This is a genomic window from Frigidibacter albus (assembly GCF_009908165.1).
Taxonomy (GTDB): domain Bacteria; phylum Pseudomonadota; class Alphaproteobacteria; order Rhodobacterales; family Rhodobacteraceae; genus Frigidibacter; species Frigidibacter albus.
The window spans coordinates 1-23,674 of the sequence record NZ_JAAAUC010000013.1; the positions used below are offsets into that span (position 1 = coordinate 1).

The window sequence follows — 23,674 nt, forward strand, 5'->3', positions numbered from 1 at the left end:
GAGCGCCAGCGTCGTCGCAATCTCCAGCACCCGCTTGCGGCCATAGGACAGGTCCCCGGCGCGCGCATCGCGGTATTCGCTCAGGCCCAGATCACCGAGCAGCACCTCGGCCCGTCCATTCAGCCGGTCCAGCGCCGACATCGGCAGCCAGAACTGCACCGCCAGATCATTGGGCCGCTGCAGCGCGACGCGCACATTCTCCAGCACCGTCAGATGCGGAAACACCGCCGAGATCTGGAACGACCGCACCAGCCCCATCCGCGCCACCTTGTCAGGGTTCATGCGGGTGATGTCGGTCCCCAGCAGCGTGATGCTGCCCCGGGTCGGTTGCAGGAACTTGGTCAGCAGGTTGAACACCGTGGTCTTGCCGGCGCCATTGGGCCCGATCAGCGCATGGATCCGCGCGTGATGCACATCCAGATCGACATTGTTCACCGCGGTGAACCCGGCAAAATCCTTGCCCAGGCCGCGGGCGGATAAAACCACCCGCGGCTGGTCCTGCGTCTGCACAGGGGTTTGCGTCATCGGGAAGCCTCCCGCGGCGGCGCGAGACTGCGGATCGCGCAGGGCGTGCGCGAAAACCGGATCGGCGGGCGCACGGAACGGAGGCGACCCTCTGTCGGGTGCTCCGTCTCGACGAAAAGGCCCGTCGCACGCACATGTGGGTCGTCCGCAAGGTCGTCGAGCCGGTTCACGGGGCTGCAGGGGATCTCCAGCGCCTCCAGCGTCGCGAGCCAGTCAGAGACGCTGCGCCCTGAGAGGCAGTCCGCCAGACGTTCATAGAGGATGCCAATCGCCGCCGCGCGCTGCCGGTCGTCGGCCAGCACCGGGTCCGCCGCCCAGTCCGGTCGTCCCGCCGCCATGAAGAAGGCGCGCCAATGTGCGCCAGTATAGGGCATCACCGCCACATGCCCGTCCGCCGCGCGGTAGGGCCTGCGCCCTGGCGAGAGCAATCGGTCATAGCCGCAAGGCCCCTCGGCCGGAACGAAGCTCATGCCCGCCAGGTGCTCGACCGCGAGGAAAGAGACCATGACCTCGAACATCGGCACCTCGATCGCCTGACCCTCGCCGCTGCGCTCGCGGTGAAGGAGCGCCGCCGTGATGGCGGAGACAGCGAACAGCCCTGCCGTCTTGTCGGCCACGATGGTGGGGGCGTAGCGCGGGGGCGTGTCTGCATCTGCCGTCAGGGCTGCCCACCCGGAGGCCGCCTGGATGATGTCATCATAGGCCGGGCGGTCGCGATAGGGCCCGTCCTGCCCATAGCCGACAATGGCGCAATGGATAAGCCGCGGGAACCGCGCCCCCAGCGTTTCCGGGTCGAGCCCCGACCGCCGTGCGGCATTCATCCGCATGTTGTGCACGAAGACATCCGCCCCGCCGATCAGCTCCACCAGCCGCGCCAGGTCGGCCGGGTCCTTGAGGTCGAGGCAAAGGCTTGTCTTGTTGCGGTTGCAATTCAGGAAGGCCGCGCCCATCCCCGGCGAGCGGCCCGGGCCGGGGGCGCGCATGATGTCGCCTTGCGGCGGCTCCACCTTCACGATCTCGGCGCCCATGTCGCCAAGGATCTGCGTGGCGAAGGGACCGGCGATGACCGTTGTGAGGTCGATGACGCGAAGGCCTGAAAGGGGACCCGACATGAACCTCTCCGTCACCGCGCTGTGAACCCGCCATCGACCGGCAGGGCGACGCCGGTCACGAAGGAGGCATCATCGGACGCGAGCCAGAGCACCGCATGTGCCACCTCCTCGGCCTTGCAGAGCCGCCCCATCGGGACCGCGGCGAGCAGCTTGGCCTGATTGGCCTCGGCTTCCTTCGGATCGCCGGATCTTCCGGTAAAGCCCAGCTTCATCGGCGTGTCGGCAAGGCCCGGGCAGACGACGTTGACCCGCACATTGTCAGGCGCGAAGGTCTGGCAAAGCGACTTTGTCAGACCCACGACCGCGAACTTCGCCGCCGAGTAGACCGGGCTCATCATCGAGCCCATCAGGCCAGAGATGGACGAGGTGAAAATGATCGATCCGCCACCCGACTTGCGCATATGGCCCACCACCTCGCCCGCCGCGAGCGCGGCCGAGGTCACGTTGAGCGCCATCGCCAGATCGAAGGCCGCGACGTCGAGGTTCTCGATGCCGCCAGGCCCGGGGATGCCCGCATGGGCCCAAAGAACATCGACCCCGCCAAGCGCGGCGGCCGCGTCGTGGATCGAGCTGCGCATCTCCTCGGGGCGCGACAGGTCGGCGAGGACGGTGTGGACGTGGTGGCCCGCGCTCTTCATGTCGGCGGCGAGTGCGTCCAGCCCTGCGCTGTTCACGTCCACGGCTGCGACGGACGCGCCCTCGCGGAGGAAGAGTTCGACCCCGGCCCGGCCCATCCCCGAGGCAGCGGCGGTCACGATGACGCGTTTGTTCTGAAGTCTCATGGATATCTCCTCAGGTGTTTCAGTCCGCATAGGCATCGGGGAAGCGACCATGCGTGCTGACGATGGTCGTGCGGGTCTCGAGATAGCTGTCGAGCGCCTCGACCCCGTTCTCACGGCCCCAGCCGCTTGCACCGAACCCGCCATAGGGCGTCGACCAGCGGATGAAGCGGTAGGTGTTGACCCAGACCATGCCGGCGCGGATGCGCGCGGCGACGCGGTGCGCCCGCCCGGTATCGCCGGTCCAGAGCCCGGCGGTCAGCCCGTAGCGGCTGTCATTGGCGATCTCGACCGCCTCGTCCTCGTCCTCGAAGGGGATCAGGGCTGCCACCGGGCCAAAGATTTCCTCCTGCGCGATCCGCATCTTGTTGAAGACGTTCGCAAAGACCGTGGGCTCGACGAAATAGCCCTCGCCGTGGATCCCGCCCGAAAGGCGCTGTCCGCCGGTCAGCAGTTCCGCGCCCTCGGCCTGGCCGATGTCGATATAGGACAGGGTCTTTTCCAGCTGCGCCAGATGCGCCTGCGGCCCCATATGCGTCGCGGCGTCAAGCGCCGGTCCGACACGGACCTTTGCCGCGCGCGCCCGGAATGCCTCGGCCACCCTGTCGTAGACCGAGCGTTGCACCAGCACGCGCGAGCCAAGCGCGCAGCTTTGGCCGCAAAGCGTCCAGGCCGAGTTGGTCGCGGCATTCAGCGCCTGTTCCAGATCGGCATCATCGAAGATGATATGGGGGGATTTGCCGCCAAGCTCGAAGGTAAAGCGCTTCATTGTCTCGGCGCCGGTCCGCAAGATCGCCTTGGCGGTCGCGCCTTCGCCCGTGAAGGCGATCTTGTCGACGCCCGGATGCGCGACGAGCCATTCGCCCACGCCGTCCGCCCCGTAGCCGGGGACGATGTTCACCACACCGGGCGGGAAGCCCACCGCCTCGAACAGCCGGCCAAGCTCAACCGTGGCCACCGGCGTCTGCTCTGCCGGCTTGATGACAACGGTGCAGCCGGCGGCGAGTGCGGGGCCAAGCTTCCACGCAGCGGCCATCAGCGGCACGTTCCAGGGCGTGATGGCGGCGACGACGCCGACGGGAACGCGGCTGGTGAAGGCATGGACAGAGCTGTCGAAGGGAATGGTCCGGCCTGCCGCCTTGTCAGCGAGCGAAGCCCACCAGTGATAGCCGAAGTGATGGCTGCCGATATCGGCGCGGGCCTCGCGGATCGCGCGGCCGGAATCGCGGGCCTCCAACTCGGCAAGGTCCAGGGCCCGCGCCTGATAGAGATCCGCGAAACGGCGCAGAAGGGCCGCACGCTCGTGGCCCGGCATCCGGCCCCAGGGGCCTTCCAGCGCCGCGCGTGCCGCGGCAACAGCCCGGTCCACGTCACGGCGGCCGGCAGAGGCGACCACCGCCCAGGGGCGAGCCGTGGACGGGTCGATGCTCTCGATTTCGTCGCCGTCATCGGGAACCTGCCACTCGCCGCCGATGAACAGCCGGTCGAGACGCAATATCCCATCGTTTGCCAGATCGAGTGACATCGCTTACCTCGTTCAGATGGATGTTGGGTAACCTGGTGGGGCCCGCGCGGCGGATGCGCCGCGCGGGTGTGCGGCTACTGCACCAGAGGGCAGCCGCCATCGGCGAGCGGGCGGAACGCGCTCTCGCCCGGAAGAACCTCGACGATCTTGTAATAGTCGTAGGGCTGGGTGGATTCCTCTGGCGTCTTTACCTGCACCAGCAGCATGTCATGCAGCACACGTCCGTCTTCACGCAGCGAGGTGGGGCCGAAGAGTGGGTCTTCAAAGGTGCCGCGATCGTGCATCGCCTTCACCACCGCCGCCCCATCCTCGGGCGATCCGACCTCGGCCACCGCCTCGAGATAGGCCAGAGTGGCGGAATAGGCGCCCGCCTGGTTCATGGTCGGCATCCGGTCGCCGTTTTCGGCGGCGAAGCGTTCCGCGAAGGTGCGGGTGGCGTCATTGCGGTCCCAGTAGAAGCCTGTGGTCAGAAGCAGGCCCTGCGCCGTGTCGAGGCCGGTGGAATGAATGTCCGAGAGGAACATCAGCATCCCGGCGAAGCTCTGTCCCCCGTCGATCAACCCGAACTCGCGTGCCTGCTTCAACGTGTTGATCGCGTCGCCGCCGGTGTTGGCCAGCGCGATGACATCCGCGCCGCTGCCCTGCGCCTGCAGCAGGTAGGACGAGAAATCAGGGGTCGCTGTCGGGTGGCGCACCGAGCCCAGGACGCTGCCGCCGTGTTCGACGACAACAGCAGAGGCGTCACGCTCCAGCGAATGCCCCAAGGCAAAGTCGACGGTCAGGAAATACCAGCTCGTCTTGCCCTGCCTCGTCAACGCCTCGGCCGTGCCATGCGCCAGTGCCCAGGTGTCATAGGTCCAATGCACGGAATTGGGCGTGCATACGGGTCCGGTAAGATCGGAGGTGCCCGATGCCGTCAGCAGGGCAACCTTGTTCGCTTGCTGCACGATCGGCGCGAGCGCCAGAGAGATCGCGCTCGTCGGCATGTCAAGCAAGGCGTCGACCCCGTCGCTCTCCAGCCATTCCCGCGCAATGGCCGACGAGATGTCGGGCTTGTTCTGTGCATCGGCAGAGACGATCTCGATCTTGAAGTTGGCAGCCTCGGGCCGCTTCATGAAATCCTCGACGGCCATCCGCGTGGCGACCACCGATCCCTCGCCGCCAATGTCCGAGAAGATGCCGCTCATGTCGGCGAGCACCCCGAGGGTCACCTCGATCTGATCCTGAGCCGCTGCGATCCCCGGCACGCCGGCAGTCAAGATCGACGCCAGCAGCCCCATTCTCCTCAATGCCTTCATCTGCTCCTCCCAAAGCTGTTCATACAATTCATGTACAGGGATTCTTTATTCCTGTACATGAATTTCTGCGACAAGAATTCTGGGTGGGTGAATTCTGCCCTTGCTGCTCTATAGTGCTCAAACGGCCAACACAGGCCGACAGGGAGACCCTCCATGCAGGTGCGGCAGGCCGCCAACGTTCTGGAACTACTTGAATTCTTTGCGGAAAGGCGCAAGCCGGCGACCTTGACAGAGATCGCCGTCGAGCTTGACTGGCCGAGGTCCAGCACGTTCAACATCGTCGGAACGCTGGCGGACAAGGGTTACCTCTATGAGCCGGTGACGCGCGGCGGCTATTACCCGACGCCGCGTTGGTTTGTCGCCACCCAGGCGATCGCCGAAGCGGATCCGCTGCCCGAACCGCTGCTGGCCCTTGCGCGAGAGATACGCGACGCCACCGGCGAGACAACTGGCATCGCGTCGCCGTCGGGGATGAACGCGGTCATGCTGTTTGTGGCGGAATCGAGCCAGGCCGTGCGTTACTTTGCCAAGGCCGGGAGCCGGGTGCCGATCCACGCAAGCTCTGTCGGCCGCGCCCTCCTCGCCCAATATCCGAAACCGGAGCGCGAGGCCCTCTACCGCAAGATCGATTTCACGGGCCTGCCGCCGACTGCGCCACGGTCCCCTGACGAGCTGGAGGCCGCGCTCTTTGACGCGGAAACCCGCGGCTATCATCAAAGCGATTCCGAATATGTTCCGGATCTCGCGGGCGTCAGCGTGACCCTTCTGTGCCCTCACCGAAGACTGGCCCTCGTCGTGGCGGGGCCGAGGTCGCGGTGCCTGGAGCGACGGGCTGACACAGCCGCGATCATCCGCGACCTTTCAGGTGCCCAAGGGCTCCTTCACGAGCCGTGAGCCCGGTCGTTGGGATCTGACCTCAGGACTTCGCCTGGGCCAGCGGGCGACCGCCGCACACGAAGGCCCGGATATGACCGCCTTCGGGATGGCTGGTCAGATTACCAGCTTGATGAAGCGGACGATACCGACCGAAGAGCAGATCATCGGCATCTTGCAGTGAATGAGGCCGGGCGCGAAGTGTGCCGGCGCGACGGCACGCCCGCCGTTCCGACAACCCGAGATGGGCCTTCATCTGCGCGACGGCCTCGCGATTCACGGCGGGCGCTGCCGCGATGAGAGCTCCGCGCGCCGGGCGATTGCTCACCCCGCGCCGAAGCAATCGCGACCACAGCCCGCCATGTGCCCGCGCCGTCCCCGCCGTCAGGGCAGCATCTGCTCCGTCCGGAGAAAATCACGAAGCTGAAAGGCGAAGCTTACGTCGCGCTGGTCGCGCGCCTTGAACTGCGCCGTCATCTCGGTTCCCGCCCGCATCGCGGCCATCCACGCCTCGTCCACATCAGCCGTGGCATAGCAGCTGGAGCTGTCGCAGCTCTGCCAGGCAAAGGTGGCGCGTTCGGTCCCATCCACCGCGATCTGTGCCTGTTCCGTCAGGCTGACCTCCAGCGGCAGTGCGAGGAAGGCCTGGGTGTCCGCCTGACCCGCCGCGCGCGCGAAGGACAGGGTGGCAACGCGCTGGCTCTGGCCGTTCTGCGCCGTCATGACAATGCTCTGCGAGACCTCGCACAAAAGCTCGTCGGGGTCGGTCTCGTTAGAGCAGGCGATGATCCAGAGTGGCGGCTGAGGCTGCGGCGGGTCGGCCGCCTCCTGCGCAGGGGCAGCCGTGCTGCAGGCGAGAATCAGGATCGCTGCGCGAAGGGTGGTCGGTATCACTGGCATTCTATTGTCTTCCATTCAGGTCAGAATTTCATGCCGAAGCCCAAGCTCGCGGCACGGCCCTCGATGCCTTCGCCCACTTCGGCCTGATAGCCGAGGTTGAAGAACCCCGTCCCCTCGGCATTGTGGACCGAGACCCCCAGCTTCAACCGCCCCCTAAGGTTGCTGATCTCGCTGTAGTTCCGGAACGTGCCGTCCAGGTCGCTGGCGCCCGGGAAGGTCGCGTTGACGTAGAGCGCGTCGGTATTGGAAACACTGACCTCGCCCCGGGCAAAGGCGCGGATCTGTGATCCCGATGCGGTCTTGCGATCAATCCCCAGCTCCAGCGACGGCGTCAGCGACAGCACCCACTGGTTCGTGTCCCGCAGCACAAGAGCGTAGTCGCTCCCGGTCTCGGACGTCCCTTGGGCGCGCAGGTAGGTCGCATCGAAATCGAGACCCGGGCTGAGGTAGATATCGCTGTCCTCGAAGTCATGCCGATAGCTGCCCCCAAGGCGAAGGTTCGCCGTGCCGACGCGCTGACGCGCGAACGCCACTCCTGCAACCACGGGGGTGCCGTCCACCAATTCACCCGACACACCGATGCCGCGGGTCGAGTCATAGCGCGCGTTGCTCGTGCTCAGGACGCCATACATATCCCAGGCGCCAACTTCGCGCATCAGGGCCGCCCCGATGGCCAGGCGGTCGCCGCTGGCGGCGAAGCGGTCGCCGTTGGTCATCCGGAAGCTCTCCTGCTCCACCGCGATGCCCAGTTGCAGGTCGGCACCGAGGGGCACGCGGACGCCGCCGCCAAACCCGTTGGACTCGGTTTCGAAGCGACGGGACTCGAAGCTTTGGTCCCGCTCCATCCAGCGCCCGGTTCCGCGCATCCAGTAGCAGCCATTCTCGAGGATCCCCGCGCCAGAACCCAGAGGATGGTCGCAATTCATGACAGAGTCCGCGAAGGTCAGCGCCGAGTGAAGTGCATCGACCTGCGTCGCCGCATAATCCTCCGAGCCAAGCCGGTCGATGGCATCGATGATGGCCGCCTCGTCTGCGGTGGTGGCAAGCAGGGTGAACATCGGGCCCATCGCGGCAGATCCCTCGCCGGCAAGGATCCGGTTGAAATGCCCCGCGGTGCGGCGCTGATTTCCGTTCATCCCCGACATCCTGTAGTCGGCCTCTACCAGCAGGTCGATCGTGCTGCCGTCGCCCGTCGGCCCGTTGAGCCCGATGCTGTAGGTCAGCACCGGCGTACCGATGACGGTCGTCCCGGAGTCGAAAGTGGCACCGCCCGCATTGACGATGACGAGGGGCCCCGCCCGCTCCAGGATCCGCAGCACCGGGAAGATCGTGCCACCCATGGTCGCGTCGGCAGAGACAACGATCAGGTCACTTTCGCCGCCATAGGCCAGGTCTTGCCGGAAGAAGACGTCGGGCGTGTAGGTTGCCGTGCTTGCGAAGACCGCGGAGCCCGTTACCACCGTGGTCTGGCTGACGAGGTTTGTGACGCGGAAGTCTGCCGCCGCACGCCCGATGCCGAACGTTCCGTCGTGCAGATAGGCCTGTCCGCCGAGGAAGAGATCGCCCTCGATCATCAGAAGGCCCGCTTCACCCAGGGCGATTTCGTCCTGCGCATAAAGCTCGCCGCCCTGCGCAAGGGTGAAGCCGTTGAGGCCGGTCCCAAGGTCGATATTCCCCACGACCGCGCCGAAGGACAGCACCTGGTCATTGCCGTCGCCGCCGGCAAGAACGCGGTTGTTCAACCCCATCAGGAAAGTGTCGGCCGAAAGAGTCACGGTGTTCGAGGCCCCTCCGTCCAGAACGATTGCCGCGGTCTCGGGCCCTGTTCCGGCCGCAGGCGCGTCCTCCTCATCGGCGTTGCCGCCACCGATGATCACGCCGTCAAGGTTCAGCGTGATGTCGTCACCACCCTGCGATCCGGCGGATTGCGCAAAGACGGCGATGCCGTTCCGCCCCAGCGCCATGATGTTGCCGGTCAGGTCCAGATTGATGCGGCCGCCCTGCCCGGTCCCGCCCGCGCTGCCGCGGAAGACGCCATCGACCATGCCGCCACCGCCGCCGATGGATTGCGCCAGAACCCCCACCGACTCGGTGCCAATGGCAAGGATGTGGCCGGAGTTCGTGAAGGTGACGTCGCCGCCGCTGCCGGAGTTGCCACTGGACAGGTCCACCGTCAGTGCAGCGCTTGCCAGATCGGTGGTGACAAGCCCGCCACCCCCGCCGATGGACTGCAGAAGGAACCCGTGCGAGCGCGCGCCCTGCGTCTCGGTGTAGCCCGCGTTCACGACAGAGATCGCGCCGCCGTTGCCGCTCGAGCCATCGCTGGCGCCGAGGGCGACCCGTGCCGCATCGAGCCCTGTCACCTGCACCTCGCCGCCGCCGCCGCCGATGGACTGGATGATCTGGCCGCTGGAATTGTCCCCGAAGGTCAGGATATCGCCATTCAGGGCCAGTGTGACGGTATTGCCGTGATTGCCCAGCGACGTGCCCACCGCGCCGAGCGAGAAGCTCGCGCTCCGCGCCCCGGCGTTTCCGCTTGCCGCGACCGCGAAACGACCGCCGCCGCCGCCGATGGACTGCACAATGCCTCCCGGGGAGAAATCGCCCCCACTGACCAGCTGCCCGGTCCGGTTGGCGATCACGGTGCCGCCGGAGGACTCGCCGGTGTTCGTTGCGCCCAGATGGCCGGCGACGGTCAGATCGCTCGGCGACCCGGTGCTGTTCAGCGCGATGGCCTGAGTGCCGCCGCCGCCGCCGATGCTTTGCACGATGAGCCCGACGGAACGGTCGGCCGTCACCGTGATGTCGCCTTCGTGCGACTGCTCGACCGCTTCGCCCGCAGAGCCCTGCAGATCCGCTCCGCCAAGGGTGGCTGCATAGATCATGCCGGTCCCGGGGTCACCCGGAAGCGCCGCCCGCGCGACCATGTTTGCCCGGGCGTCTTGCTCGCCCTCTGCGCTGGCAAAATCGAGGAACGTGTCGACATTGCCACCGCCACCGTTCACCGACTGCGCAAAGATCGCCTTGCTGCCGGTTCCGGTGACGAGGATGTCGCCCTTGCTGGTAACGGTGACGGTGCCGGCCTTGCCCTCGGAACCGCTGCGGGCGCCAAGCAGGGTGGAGGTCACGTAATCGGCCACCATCACCGCGGGCGCAGAGATCGAGAAGCCCGCGTTGCCGCCGCCACCGCCTACCGATTGCGCAAAGATGCCGTAGGCGCGATCGCCGGACACGACGATCGTTCCCTCATGGGTGACGGACACATCGCCGCCATCCGCACCGGCCCCACCGGCCCCGCCGAGGGCGAGCTTGGTATAGGACTTGCCGCTGGCTTGTCCCCCGATGTCCTGAAGCGACAGGGCGATGGCGACCCCGCCATTGCCGCCGCCGCCGCCCACTGATTGCGCAAGCACGCCATAGGAGTCCGCCCCCGAAACGTGGATTTCGCCGGAATTGGAGACTGTCACGTTTCCGCCTGCGTTGCCGCTGCCACCTGCCCCGCCCATGTTGAGGGCGAGGGTCGGGTCCGACTCGCTGCCGGGTGAAAGGCTTGCGTTTCCGGTGATCGAGTAGCCGCCATTGCCGCCGCCGCCGCCGATGGACTGCGCCAGGATGCCGTGCGCCCGGTCGCCCCGGGTCACGATCAGGCCTTCGTTGACCACGTCCACCGCGCCGCCGGCGCCGCCCGTTCCCCCAGAGCCGCCAAGGCCAAGCTGGATCGACTGGCTCATCTTGGCGCCGCTGGCCGCGTCCCCCTTGGAGATCGACAGAACGTCCGATCCGTTGCCGCCGCCGCCGCCGATGGACTGGGCGAAGATGCCGTGGCTCTCGGTCCCGTCGGTCACGATCCGCGCCGACGCGCCATTCGCCACCGTGACGGACCCGCCCTGTGCGCCCGTCCCGCCGGTTCCGCCGATCAGCAGCGCGCTTCGGGAACTGTTATCCGCCGCCGCACCCGCGATGATGTTGCGCACATGCTGCGCGTCGCCGCCGCCACCCCCGATGGCCTGGGCGAAGATGCCTGCCGAACGGTCCCCCTGCGTGCCGATGTCGCTGAGGTTCGTGACCGAGACCGCGCCCGAAACCGCGCCGCTTCCCCCCGATCCGCCCAGCGAGAATGTCGCCGTGGTTGCAATGTTGGACTTCAGGTTGACGATCTTGTTCTCGACCAGCCCGCCCTTGCCGCCACCGCCGCCGATGGATTGCGCCTGGATCCCGTGGGAGCTGGAGCCGAGGGTGGTGATGATGTTCTCGCTGATGACAGTCACGTCGCCCGAGGTCATGCCCTCGCCGCCCGAACCGCCGATATTGACGGAAACGGTGGTTCCGGTTTCAGAGCCCTTGACCGTCGCCTTGGCGATGGCCAGTGCGCCCGGGCCGCTGTTGACGGCGCCGCCGGTCCCGCCCGCACCGCCGACCGACTGCGCAAGAATGCCGACGGACCGGTCGCCTTGCGTGGCGATCTCGGCCGTGCTGTCGACGTTGACCGTCCCCGACGTGCCCCCGGTGCCGCCGGTGCCGCCGATGTTCAGCGAATAGGACGTGGCCGTGCCGGCAGAGCCGCCGGCGCTGCCGGCAGTGCCGCCGCCGCCGCCGACGGATTGCGCGAAGATGCCATGCGCGTCATCGCCGCCCGTTGCAAGAAGGCCGTCTGCCACCGCAACCACATCGCCTGCGGTGCCGCCTTCGCCCCCTTCCAGCCCGACGCTGAGCTTGAAGTCCTGCCCGGCCTTGTCACCCTCGCCCGGGGTGGACAGGGAGACGGAGTTGGTGCCGGAGTTGCCGCCGCCATTGCCGATGGATTGCGCAAACAGCGCATGTGCCCCGTCGCCGCGCGTGATGACATTCCCGTCGCTGGAGGCATAGATATCTCCCGCCGAGCCGCCCGTGCCCCCGGTGCGCCCGATGACGATGCCGATATTGCCGCCTTCACCGCCCTGACCGATGGAGTTGAAGCTGGTGTTGCCGCCGCCGCCGCCAACGGATTGCGCGAAGATCCCATGCGAGCCTGCGCCGACCGTATCGATGTCGCCGGTGTTGCGCACGCTCACGTCACCGCCGGTTCCGCCAGTGCCGGTGCCGCCGCCGATGGCAAGGCCAAAGCCCTTGTTGTTCTTGGCATCGCCGGTCTCGAAGATCTTGCCCATGTTGAAGGCAGCATTGCCGCCGCCACCGCCGATGGACTGGGCAAAGACACCGTAGCTTGCCTCACCGAGTGTGGCGACATCGCCGAAATGCACCACCTCGACCTGGCCACCCTGACCGGCGTTCCCCGCCGAACCGCCAACGGCGATGACCGCGGAGTTGACCGACTTCTTCTCGCCAGAGGCGGATCCCGTCTGCGTCTTGCCTTCAAGCTGATCGAGAACGGCGTTGAAGTTGGGGATGACCGATGCGTCGACCCCGGTATTCGCGGGCACCTTGCGGTCCGGCGTAGCCCCGCCGGGTTCACCCGCTCCGGTGGTCTTGCTGAAGCCGAGCACCGCGTTGATGCCGGCATCGCCACCGCCGCCGCCGATGCTGCTGGCCTCGATGCCGTGGCTGCCGCTGCCGTTGGTGACGATCTGGCCCGCGGCCAGATCGGTGGTGCCGCGAATGACGCGCACGTCGCCCGCGTCACCGCCGCTTGCGCCAAAGCCGCCGATCCCGATCGCGATGGGCGAGCTGTCCTTCGTACCCACCGCCGTGACGTTGATCCCGCCCGTGCCGCCGCCGCCGCCGATGGACTGCGCAAAGACACCGCGGGCGTGGTAGCCGCTGGTGGAGATGTTGCCGCTGGAGATCACTTCGACATCGCCCGCATTCGCGCCGGTGCCGCCATGACCGCCAAGACCCGCGACGATGCTCAGGTCGGTCGCGCCCCCCGACCCATCGGAGCTGCCCCAGTTCAGCTGGCCCGAGATGTTCAACCCGCCATTGCCGCCGCCGCCGGCCACCGATTGCGCAAAGATCCCGTGCTTCCAGTTGCCCGCGACCTCGATGGTCCCGGTGTGATCGACGCTGACATTGCCCGACGTGTTGGCGTCGCCGCCAAACCCGCCGATGCCGAAGGTTACCGACGGAATTTTCCCGTCCTTGCTAAGCGCGAGGCCGCCGCTGACATTCAGCCCGCCATTGCCGCCGCCCCCGCCAATGGATTGCGCGAGGATCCCGGCAGAGCCTTCTGTCTCCGGCCCCTCCTCGCCCTTGAACAGCCCGAGGTCGACAAAGAGGTTCTTCAGTCCCTTGTCCTGGATCAGGCCTTCGACACCGTCGACGGCGCTGTTCGCCATGTCGTTGAAGACGCTGTCGCCGAAAACCGAGCGCAGCTTTGCCTCGAAGCTGGCGTCAGTGGGGTCGACCACGCTTGCCGGATTCGTGGACACGTAGATATCGGCAACTGCCGCGACCGAGACATCTGCAGCCTGGCCGGCGTTGCCGCCCATGCCGCCGACGCCGACGATCAGCGATGTGTCGGATACGATGCCGCCGCTGACATTCAGCCCGCCCGTCCCGCCGCCGCCGCCGACAGACTGCGCCAGAATGCCGGAACTGCTCACGCCATGGGCGTAGATCTTGCTGCCGGCTGCCACGTCCACCGAGACGTTGCCGGCGTCGCCGCCGGTTCCGCCGAACCCGCCGACGCCCACGAGGACCGCATAGGAGGAGGAGTTGCTGTTGCCCTGCGTCGGCCCGGGCTTGGAGCTGATCGCCACGCCGGCACTGACATTGACGCCGCCGCGACCGCCGCCGCCGCCGATGGATTGCGCGACAAGGCCACTGGCGCTGCCGCTGGCATTGGGGGTGAAGTCATTGCCGGAAATCGTGCCCGGAACCGCCCTCACCGTCCCGCCATAGCTCAGGTCGACCGCGCCTGCCGTGCCGCCGCCGCCGCCGAAGCCGCCCACACCCGCCGAGACCGAGAAGATGGTGGAGGAGGTTTGCGGTTTGGTCAGCGCAAGCGACCCCGACACATTGACGCCGCCGCTACCGCCGCCGCCGCCGACGCTTTGCGCCACGACGCCGTCGGACCCGTTGCCATAGGTATTCACGTCGCCCGTCACGCTGAGGCTGGTCGCGCCGGCATCGCCGCCCGCGCCGCCAAATCCGCCAAGGCCAAGGGCCACCGCCGCGCCCGACTGGCCGCTGAGGCTGACGGCGCCAGAGACGTTGAGCCCGCCCGAACCGCCGCCGCCGCCAACGGATTGCGCCAAGACCCCGATGCTGTCGGCCCCGACAGTCGTGATGCTCTCGCCCGCGCCGGTGGCGGTGACGGTGCTGATCACCCTGCCGCCGTTCCCGCCGTCTCCGCCAAAGCCGCCAAGACCAAGCGCCGCGGCGCCGCCTGACGTTCTGGTCAGGTTCAGCGCGCCCGTGAGGTTCGCCCCGCCGTTGCCGCCGCCGCCGCCGATGGACTGGGTCACGACACCGGCGCTCCTGTCGCCAAGCGTCAGGACCTTGCCGCTGATGGACGACGAGGCAAGCGCGCCTGCATCCGCGCCGCTGCCACCAAAGCCCCCGACGCCAAGGCCGACCGCGCCGCTTGCGCCCTTGGAGATGGACACCGCGCCGCTGACGTTGAGGGCGCCGTTCCCGCCGCCGCCGCCAAGGCTTTGCGTCAGGACGCCGATGGAATCGTTGCCGCTCGTCTGCACCACGCCCGACATGACAAGGTCCGCGGACCCCGCGCCGCCGCCACCGCCGCCGAACCCGCCGATACCGAAGCCGACCGCGCCCGAAAAGTCGGAGCCGACCGAGATTGCACCCGAGATGTTGATCCCGCCATTGCCGCCGCCGCCGCCAAGGCTTTGCGCCACCACGCCGCCGGAACTGTCGCCAAAGGTCAAGGCTGTCCCGGAATAGATCGACGCGACATTGCCGCCGCTGCCGCCGAGGCCGCCAGAGCCGCCGATGCCGATGGCCGCCGCACCGGAGCCGGTTCCGGCAAAGCTCAGCGCGCCGCTGACGTTCATGCCGCCATTGCCACCACCGCCGCCGACCGACTGCACCAGCACGCCGGTCGAGCTGTCGCCCGACGTGGTCATGTCGCCCGCGACATCGCTGTCGACGCGCGCGCCGTCGCCGCCCGTGCCAGCACTGCCGCCGATCCCGACACCAACCGCGCCCGAGCCTGTTCCCGCGCCCGAGCCAGCGGCAGAGACGTTGAAGCCGCCATTGCCACCGCCACCGCCGACCGATTGCGCAACCACAGCGGCGGAATGATCGCCCCCGGTCTGCACGTCATTCCTGACCGTCAGATCGACCGCGCCGCCATTGCCGCCGCCGGCGCCCGCGCCGCCGAGGCCAACCGAGACCGCCCCGGCGCCCGTGCCCGCACCCGCGCCGGTGGTTGCCACGTCAAAGCCGCCATTGCCGCCGCCACCGCCGACCGATTGCGCAAGTATCCCCACGGAAGACGTGCCTTGGGTCTCGATATTGCCCGTCGTGATGGCCGTCACGCTGCCGCCATTGCCGCCACCGGCGCCGCTGCCGCCCAGACCGACCGCAACTGCGCCCGCGCCGGTGCCCGCACCGGCCACGGCAGCCGAGACGTTGAAGCCGCCGTTACCACCGCCGCCGCCAATCGACTGCGCGACAAAGCCCGCCGACGCATCGCCCTGCGTCAGGATCAGGCCGTTGGAGGTGGCGGTGACATTGCCCGCATTCCCCCCGCCCGCGCCGCTGCCGCCCAGACCGACAGAGACCGACCCCGCGCCGGTCCCGGCGCCTGCGGCCCCGGCTGCCACGGAGAAGCCGCCGTTGCCGCCGCCGCCGCCCAGCGATTGCGCAACCACGCCCGAGGACCGGTCGCCCTGCGTCCAGACGTCACCGTTGCTGACCAGGGATACGCTGCCCCCCGTGGCGCCGGTGCCGCCGCTGCCGCCCAGTCCGACGCTGACCGCGCCGGCACCAACGCCTGCGCCTGCCATCGCGCCGGCCACGCTGAACCCGCCATTGCCGCCGCCGCCGCCGACCGACTGCGCCAGAATGGCAACCGAATCCGTGCCCATGGTCGTGACGTCGCCACCGATGGCTGCGGTCACCGCGCCGCCACTTCCGCCCGCATCGCCCGACCCGCCAAGGCCGACCGCAATGGAGCCGCTGCCCGTTCCCGAGCCCGCAAGCGCCCCCGAAACCGCGAAGCCACCATTGCCGCCGCCACCGCCGATGGATTGCGCCACGACGCCCGCCGCGCGGTCACCCTCGGTCAGCACGTCTCCGCCCTGTGCCGCGACGACGCGGCCGCCTTGGCCGCCCGTTCCGCCGCTGCCACCCAGACCGACGGTGATGGCGCCGCTGCCGGCCCCGGCCCCGGCGATCCCGGCCGCGACCGCAAAGCCGCCATTCCCGCCGCCGCCGCCCACCGACTGGATCAGGACAGCGCCTGAATCATCGCCCCTGGTCCAGACACCGGCACCGATATCCGCCGTCAAGGTGCCGCCATCGCCCCCGCCACCAGCCGAGGCACCGACAGCCACGCTGATCGCACCCGCCCCGCCGCCGGCCCCGGCGACGCCCGCACCGATGGAATAGCCGCCATTGCCGCCGCCACCGCCAACCGACTGCGCCAGCACCCCGGTCGAGAACTGGCCCTCGGTCTTGATCTGCTCGCCGCCGGCGATCAGTTCGACCAGGCCGCCGCCGCCCGCGCCGCCGCCACTGCCGCCGACAGCGGCGGTGATCGTGGCTGCGACGCCGCCGCTGGCGCTCACTCCGGCCGCGATGCTGCCGCCGCCATTGCCGCCGCCGCCGCCGACCGATTGCGCCAGCAAGGCGGTCGAGCTGTTGCCGATGGTGGTGACATCCCCATCCGTGCGGACCCTTACCGTGCCGCCGGCACCGCCGAGCCCCCCCGACCCGCCGACGCCGACAGAGACCGAGCCGGAGAAGGCCAGCGAGCCGCCGCCGGCCGCCGCCACGGCAAGCCCGCCATTGCCGCCGCCGCCGCCGACCGACTGGAAGATCATGCCCGACGAACGGTCACCGGTCGTCAGAACGCTGCCCGAGAAGCCCGGAGAGACCAGAGCACCCGATCCATCCAGCGACCCGGCAAGAACCGTTCCACCGGCGCCGCCCGATCCGCCCGAGCCTCCGACCGCGACAGAAAAGCTGCCCGAGACCGGCCCGCCCGAAACAGCGGCGGAGATGGCATAGCCGCCATTGCCGCCGCCTCCGCCCACGGATTGCAGCATCACGCCCGTGGCGTCCGTGCCCTCGGTCTGGACCTGGGCATTGCCCTGACCGGACAGCGTCACCGTGCCGCCCGCCCCGCCTTTGCCGCCCGATCCGCCGACAGCCACCGAAGCTGCGCCGAAGGCGCCGACGCCGACGCTTACAGCGCCGCCGCCGTTCCCGCCGCCGCCGCCGACCGATTGCGCGAAGACGCCAGTGGACCTGTCGCCCCGCGTGCGGATCAGCGAAGGGTTCGCGGCATCGGTATCCGACAGCGTCACGTTGACCGCGCCGCCCGCGCCACCGGTGCCGCCCGCGCCGCCGATGCCCACGCTGGCAAAGGCGCCAATCGACCCGGCCGAGCCACCGTTGCCGCCGCCACCGCCGATCGACTGGGCAAGAAGGCCCATGGCTTCATCGCCCTCGGTCAGGATCACACCGTCGTTGACGATGGTCACGGCGCCGCCCTCGCCGCCACCGTCGCCATCGCCGCCAACCGCGACCATGCCGCCGCTGTTGCCGCCGTCGCCGCCACCACCGCCGATGGACTGCGCAATGATCCCGCGCGCCCGGTCGCCCGCGGTTTCGATACGCCCGAAGTTGGACACCGACACAGCAGCGCCGGACCCCGCCTTGGCCCCATCGCCGCCGAGGGCCACAAGGCCATAGGCATTGGCGCCACGGCCACCCGAGCCGCCGATGGACTGGGCCATGATCCCGTCCGACATGTCGCCCTTGGTCACGATGGTGCCTGTCGCCGCGTTCACGACGGTGACACTCGAACCCGATCCCCCGTTGTTGCCAGCCCCGCCCAGGGCAAGCGAGACCGCCCCGGCCGCCGTGCCCCCGGCACCGCCACCGCCGCCCACCGATTGCGCCATGATCCCGCGCGACATTGTCCCGTCTGTCTGGATGGCACCGCCGTTGGAAACGCTGACCACGCCGCCATTCCCGCCGCCGTCACCACTTCCCACAAGCGAGACGAGCAGGTTGCCGCTGAACCCGGCCGAGCCGCCCGACCCACCCACGGATTGCGCGAGAATGCCGTGGGAGAAGTTGCCCCTGGTATGGATCTCCGCCCCCGCGAAGGACTTGACCTCGACCCGCGCGCCGCTGCCGCCGATGCCGCCGCCGCCGGCTGCCCCGACCAGCCCCCATTGCGAGCCGCCCGAGCCGCCGTTGTTGCCCACGCTGAGCGCGAAGATGCCGTGCGAGTCATTGCCCGAGGTTTCGATCTTGCCGCTTTGGTTGACGGTGACGTTGCCGCCATCCGCCGCCAGACCACCGGCGCCGCCGCCGGGCGCCGCGTAGCCGCTGCCGCCATTCCCGGCCTTGCCGCTGCGGCTGTAGGCGATGATGCCGTGGTGGGCGTTGCCCTGGGTCACGATCGTGCTTGCCGCGCCCTGCGTCGCCGTGACGGCGCCCCCGACCGCGCCGTTGCCGCCTTTCTCTCCATCCCAGAAGCTGCCATAGGAATTGCCGCCATTGCCGCCGTTGCCGCCGACGCTGCCGATTTCCCAGCCGCTGCGCGACGTTGCATTCACGTCGGAATTGAGCGACTCGCTCCGTGTCGGCCCGGCCCCCCCATTGCCGCCCGACCGCGGCGGCACGAACAGCGCGCCCGAGCGGCCGTTGCTGCCGTTGCCCCCGTGGCTTACCTGCACGACACCGTCAGGACCCTGGATCACCGGGGTCACCGTGTCCGGGGTGTCGGTATCTTCGCCGGCGATCTGCTCGGCATACTCGGCATTGGTGATGCCGAAAGCGACCTCCGCCTCGTTCCCGCCGGCACTGATCCGTGCCACGCCGCCAGCGACAGACACCACGGTGAAGGCGACAGGCGGGACATCGGCGTTGTAGAAGATCTCGCCGGGGGTCTTGACCAGGAATGTATAGCCATCCGCCGTCTGGACAAAGGCAACGTTCCCTTGCGTCGGTGTCGACGCCGGATCGCGGATCAGGGCCTGGACCGTGGTCGATTGCCCGGTCTGCGGATTGAAGACGCTCGCCCCGAGGGTCGAAGCACTGGACGGCGCCGGATCGTCAGCCGCGCGCCCGGGATGCGGAGCGATGCAGGCGAGGAACAGGATCAGGACCGTGGTGGTCACGAGCTGGGGCGACGTGCTTCCGGCTTCACAAGACATCGACAAATCCTATTCCCGCCCTGGGAACGCCCTGAAGGGCGGTCCTGAGCGTCATCGCGGCGCGACGGAGGTGAGAAAAATACAAAGATACCCGCGACCTAGTGGTCGCCGCTCCTTTCGTGTCAACTTCTTTCAGCGGTCCGGCATGACTTTCCAGCCTGCGGTCCGGAGAGGTAGCCATGCCGGCTTTGCCGATCTGATGGTTCTGTGCGGCGACACTCGTGTCAAAGGTGCCCAAAGGGCGGCCGTGGCCCGAACCGAAGGTGGCCTGCCACACTGTGCTGGCGCAGGGCTGCGGCCGGTTGCTGGCCGGGATCTGGAAGCAAGGGTGAAGGCCGGCAAGTCGGCAGGCGGCATCAGTTATGGCTACAAGGGGGACCGGAGTCTCCGCGCCGATGGCCAAGTGACGACAGGCGCACCCTCGCCTCGCTGCTGACCGGTGGCGGCGCCACGCTGCGGCGACATCGGCTGATCTTCCGGAGGAATCGGTGATGGGCGCCCAGCCCTGCACGGAGGTGATGCTGCTGCGCGGTGGAGGGCGGGTCACCCGGTGCAAGATTACAGCGCAGCACGCGACAGCTGATCTTGCCCTCCGCGTGCAGGATCCGCAGTTTCTGCCGTAAAAGCTTGAAAATGCGCAGCAAATGCTCCATCCCTTCCCTAGTCTGGACGCCATGGATGCCAATGGCCGGAATGTGAGAGTGACCCTGCAGCCCACCCCCACCATGCAGCTGGAATCCTATCAGGTCTTCGCCGCACCGATGACGGTGGAGGATCTGCCGAAGCTGCACGAGCTGTCGATCGGCGTCGGCTGGCCGCACCGCCCCGAGGATTGGGAGCTGGCGATCAGCCTCGGCGAGGGCATCGTCGCGCGCGACGAGATCGGCCGCGTCGTCGGCTCGGCAATGTGGTTTCCGCTTGGCACGGACTTCGCCGCCATCGGCATGGTCATCACCTCGCCGCGGCTGCAAGAGCTTGGCGCGGGCAACTGGCTGATGGGGCATATCCTGGACCGGGTCGGTGCGCGCGGCAAGGTGCTGAACGCCACCCGCGCCGCCTACCGGCTTTATATCTCGCTGGGGTTCATGCCGCTCTCGCCGGTCCACCAGCACAATGGCATCGTGGGCGAGGTTCCGGCCAGCCCGCGCCACGCCCGCCCGCTGCGCCCCGAGGATGCGGCGGCTATCCACTCTCTGGATACCGCGGCGATGGGGGCCGCGCGCCCTGCCCTGATCGACCGGCTGCTGCAGCTCTCCACTGGCACGGTGCTGGAACGGGATGGGCGGGTGACCGGCTTTGCCCTTTGCCGCAAGTTCGGGCGCGGCCATGTCGTCGGCCCGGTGGTGGCGGAAACCGAGGAAGACGCCATCGCGCTGGTCGCGCCCCATGCCGAGGCGCTGTCGGGCCAGTTCCTGCGGATGGATACCCGCCAGCCCGAAGGGCCCCTGCGCGACTTCCTCATCGCCGCGGGGATCAGGCATCACGACACGGTGACGCGGATGGGCCTTGGCCCCGTGCCACAGGTGCAGGGACCGGCGCAGACCATGGCACTGGTCAATCAGGCCTTCGGCTAGGCCCGCCTACATCATCCCCATGCTGCCCAGATCGGTGCCGTCGATCATCCTCTCGTACCGGAACGGGCGCGGATCGACCGAGGGTGCATCGCCGCGGATCAGCTCCGCCGCCAGCCGCCCCGCCGCGGGCCCGGTGCCAAAGCCGTGCCCGGTATGCCCGGCCGAGATGAACAGGCCCGGGCGCGAGCGCACCGGGCCGATCACCGGGATGGCGTCGGGCGTGCAATCGACCATCCCGCCCCAGGCATGGGCGATGCGCAGGCCTGCCAGCCCCGGATAGGCGCGGGCCAGCCCCTCCAGCCCCCGCCGCAGCAGGGCGGCATCGGGCGCCGGGTCCAGCACCCGCACCCGCTCGAAGGGTGATCGCCCATCGGCCCGCCAGCGCTGCAATGAGTCCGGGCCGGTCAGGAAATTGCGGTTCAGCGTCAGGCTCAGCTTCGCGCGCCGTTGCAGGAAGGTCGGCCAGAAGGGCCGCGCCTGCAGCATCCCCATCGGCGCGATATGCAGCTTGCCAAAGCCGCTGAGGCCGACGGTATAGCCGCCATCCAGCCGCCGCCGCAGCGTCAGGTCCGGCATCGAATGCCCGCCCGCCAGCAGCTCTGCCCCCGGCTCGGTGGCGAAAGACGTCGACTGGATCGAGGCTTGCAAGAAGGGCACGCCCTGATGGCGCAGCAGCATCCCGGCCCATGCCCCGCCCGCGACAAGCACCGCATCGCAGCCGATGCGCCCGGTTTCCGTGACGACGCCCGACACCCGCCCCCCCGCAAACTCGATCTCGCGCGCGGCGCAGCCCTGATGCAGCCTTGCCCCGGCCCGCCGCGCGGCCTCGGCCATCACCGGCACCGCGAGCGCCGGTTCGGCGCGGCCATCGGTGGGCGAGTGCACCCCGCCCGTCCAGGGCTGCGCGTGGTGCGGCAGCAGGGCCGCAGCCTCGACGCCGCTGATCATCCGGCTGTCGACGCCATAGCCGCGCGCCATCCGACCCCAGGCCTCCCAAGCCGCCAGATCCGCCTGATTGCTGGAAGTATAGACCAGCCCCGACCGGCGGAAGCCGACATCGGCCCCGGCCTCCTCGGCCAGCGTGTCCCACATGCGCATCGCCAGGATCGCCAGCGGCAATTCGCGCTCATCCCGGTTCTGCTGGCGGCACCAGCCCCAGTTGCGGCTGGATTGCTCGCCGCCGATCACGCCCTTTTCCACCAGCGCGACAGAGCTGCCGCGCCGTGCCAGCTCCCACGCCGCAGCGACGCCGGAGATGCCCCCGCCGATCACGACGACATCGGCGCGGGGTGGCAGGCTTGCGTCGCTGGCCACGGCGCGAACGGGCGGAGACATGGCGTCCTTTCGGCGGATCAGAAATCCGCGACCTTGCCCCAGCTTGACCGTTCAAACCGGGCGGGGTGGTAGGGTTTGGGGTCAAGGATCGGGGCGGCCCCGGTCACCAGATCGGCGATCAGGTGGCCTGCCCCCGGCCCGATGCCGAAGCCGTGGCCGCTGAACCCCGCCGCCAGGATGAAGCCGGGGATGTTCGTCTCGCCGATCGCGGGCACCCCGTCGGGGGTGGAGTCGATATACCCGGCCCAAGAGGCCGTGACCGGCACCCCGGCCAGCGCCGGGAACAGCGCCCGCGCCCGGCGCAGGGTCTCGGCGATCTGGCCCTGGTCCGGGCTTGGGTCGAGGATGCGCATCCGCTCCATCGGCGTGGCGGCATCCAGCCGCCAGCGGCGCAGCGTCTCATGGCCCGACCGCATCCCTTGCAGCCCGCCCGGGGCCAGCGATTTGCGGCGCTTGAAGAACATCGGCAGGAAGCTGGTCGCGAACCGCATCTGCTGCGGCGTCAGATCGACCCGCGCCCTGCCGGAAATCGCCAGCGTATATCCGCCATCCCCGCGCCGCGTGGTGCTGACCTGTGCGGTGTGCAGCGCGTCGGGAAGATCCGCCCCGGGCCCCACCGCCAGGATAGACGAGCGGATCGAGGCCTGCGGAAAGCGGATCCCCAGCTGCCGGCAGAAGGATGAGGCCCAGGCCCCGCCCGCCATCACCACGGTGCGGGTGCGGATCACGCCCGCCTCTGTCACCACCCCGGCCACGCGCCCGCCCTCCAGCTCCAGCCCGCGGGCGGCGCACATCTGGTGGACGCTGCCGCCAAAGGCCAAGGTGCCAAGCGCGATCACCGGCGCCGCACGTTCGGGGCCCGCGATGCCGTCGGTGGGCGAGAACACCCCGCCCTTCCAGGCCTTGCCGGTGGCGCGCCCGCGTTCTGCCGCCTCGGCCGCGCCCAGCATATGCGTCACCACGCCCTCGCCGCGGGCGAAGTCGCGCCAGCGGGCCCAGCCAGCCAGCTCCGCCTCGTCATTGGAAAGATACAGCAGTCCGCAACGGCGAAAGCCGACATCCTGCCCGATCTGCCCCGCCATCGCCTCCCACAGCGCAAGGCTGGCCGTCGCCATCGGCAGTTCGCGGGCATCGCGGTTCTGCTGGCGGCACCAGCCCCAGTTGCGGCTGGACTGTTCCGCCCCGATACGCCCCTTCTCGACCAGCGCCACCTTCACCCCGCGCCGCGCCAGATAATAGGCGGTGCAGACCCCGACGATCCCGCCGCCGATCACCACGACATCGGCCGCCTGCGGCAGGGCCGGGCTCGTGGTCACATGAAGCAAGGGTGCGGGCATCGGAGCCTCCGTTTTCGCCAGTCTAGGCCGCACCGCCCGGTTCGGGCTGCCGGTCCTGCGCGGATTGCAGCATTTCGTGCCGGACGCACAACCCTTGCCAGCGCGTTATACCGCCTTGCT

General features: G+C 68.8%; 11 protein-coding genes. 2 read left to right on the top strand and 9 right to left on the bottom strand.

Features of this window, described 5'->3' with window-relative positions; translation table 11 throughout:
* From GVY41_RS17400 to GVY41_RS17420, 5 genes are all read right to left on the bottom strand, one after another.
* The coding region (locus tag GVY41_RS17400) for an ABC transporter ATP-binding protein (protein WP_161656923.1) at nt 1-525 on the bottom strand (525 nt) is incomplete at its 3' end.
* Nucleotides 522-1,637, bottom strand: coding sequence for a CaiB/BaiF CoA transferase family protein (locus GVY41_RS17405; protein ID WP_161348286.1), 1,116 nt, complete (start codon nt 1,635-1,637; stop codon nt 522-524). The genes GVY41_RS17400 and GVY41_RS17405, both read right to left, overlap by 4 nt.
* An 11-nt stretch (nt 1,638-1,648) precedes the next feature.
* Nucleotides 1,649-2,419: an SDR family NAD(P)-dependent oxidoreductase gene (locus GVY41_RS17410; protein ID WP_161348287.1), complete on the bottom strand. Its 771-nt coding sequence runs from the start codon at nt 2,417-2,419 to the stop codon at nt 1,649-1,651.
* 19 nt (nt 2,420-2,438) lie between these two features.
* On the bottom strand, nt 2,439-3,941 hold the full coding sequence (locus GVY41_RS17415; protein WP_161348288.1) for an aldehyde dehydrogenase: 1,503 nt from the start codon (nt 3,939-3,941) through the stop codon (nt 2,439-2,441).
* A gap of 74 nt (nt 3,942-4,015) precedes the next feature.
* Nucleotides 4,016-5,239 carry an ABC transporter substrate-binding protein gene (locus tag GVY41_RS17420; protein WP_161348289.1) on the bottom strand — a complete coding sequence of 408 codons (1,224 nt, stop codon included), beginning with the start codon at nt 5,237-5,239 and terminating at the stop codon, nt 4,016-4,018.
* A gap of 153 nt (nt 5,240-5,392) precedes the next feature.
* Between GVY41_RS17420 and GVY41_RS17425 the strand changes: the two genes are divergently transcribed.
* Nucleotides 5,393-6,133, top strand: coding sequence for an IclR family transcriptional regulator (locus tag GVY41_RS17425; RefSeq protein ID WP_161348290.1), 741 nt, complete (start codon nt 5,393-5,395; stop codon nt 6,131-6,133).
* Nucleotides 6,134-6,496: 363 nt separating this feature from the next.
* On the opposite strand, the gene GVY41_RS17430 is transcribed toward GVY41_RS17425, so the two are convergent.
* Both GVY41_RS17430 and GVY41_RS17435 read right to left on the bottom strand, forming a co-directional pair.
* Nucleotides 6,497-7,012 (bottom strand): invasion associated locus B family protein, encoded by a 516-nt coding sequence (locus tag GVY41_RS17430; RefSeq protein WP_161348291.1) that lies wholly within the window; start codon nt 7,010-7,012, stop codon nt 6,497-6,499.
* A 20-nt stretch (nt 7,013-7,032) separates the two neighbouring features.
* Nucleotides 7,033-19,272 carry an autotransporter outer membrane beta-barrel domain-containing protein gene (locus GVY41_RS17435; RefSeq protein WP_161348292.1) on the bottom strand — a complete coding sequence of 4,080 codons (12,240 nt, stop codon included), beginning with the start codon at nt 19,270-19,272 and terminating at the stop codon, nt 7,033-7,035.
* Nucleotides 19,273-20,009: 737 nt separating this feature from the next.
* On the opposite strand from GVY41_RS17435, the gene GVY41_RS17440 reads away from it, so the two are divergent.
* Nucleotides 20,010-20,882, top strand: coding sequence for a GNAT family N-acetyltransferase (locus GVY41_RS17440; RefSeq protein ID WP_211374371.1), 873 nt, complete (start codon nt 20,010-20,012; stop codon nt 20,880-20,882).
* Nucleotides 20,883-20,888: 6 nt separating this feature from the next.
* Here the strand turns inward: GVY41_RS17440 and GVY41_RS17445 are convergent, their stop codons facing one another.
* Together GVY41_RS17445 and GVY41_RS17450 are read right to left on the bottom strand one after the other, a co-directional pair.
* Nucleotides 20,889-22,217 carry an NAD(P)/FAD-dependent oxidoreductase gene (locus tag GVY41_RS17445; protein ID WP_161348293.1) on the bottom strand — a complete coding sequence of 443 codons (1,329 nt, stop codon included), beginning with the start codon at nt 22,215-22,217 and terminating at the stop codon, nt 20,889-20,891.
* Nucleotides 22,218-22,234: 17 nt separating this feature from the next.
* Nucleotides 22,235-23,554, bottom strand: a complete 1,320-nt coding sequence (locus tag GVY41_RS17450; RefSeq protein ID WP_161348294.1) for an NAD(P)/FAD-dependent oxidoreductase — start codon at nt 23,552-23,554, stop codon at nt 22,235-22,237.
* Between the last annotated feature and the right edge of the window lie 120 nt (nt 23,555-23,674).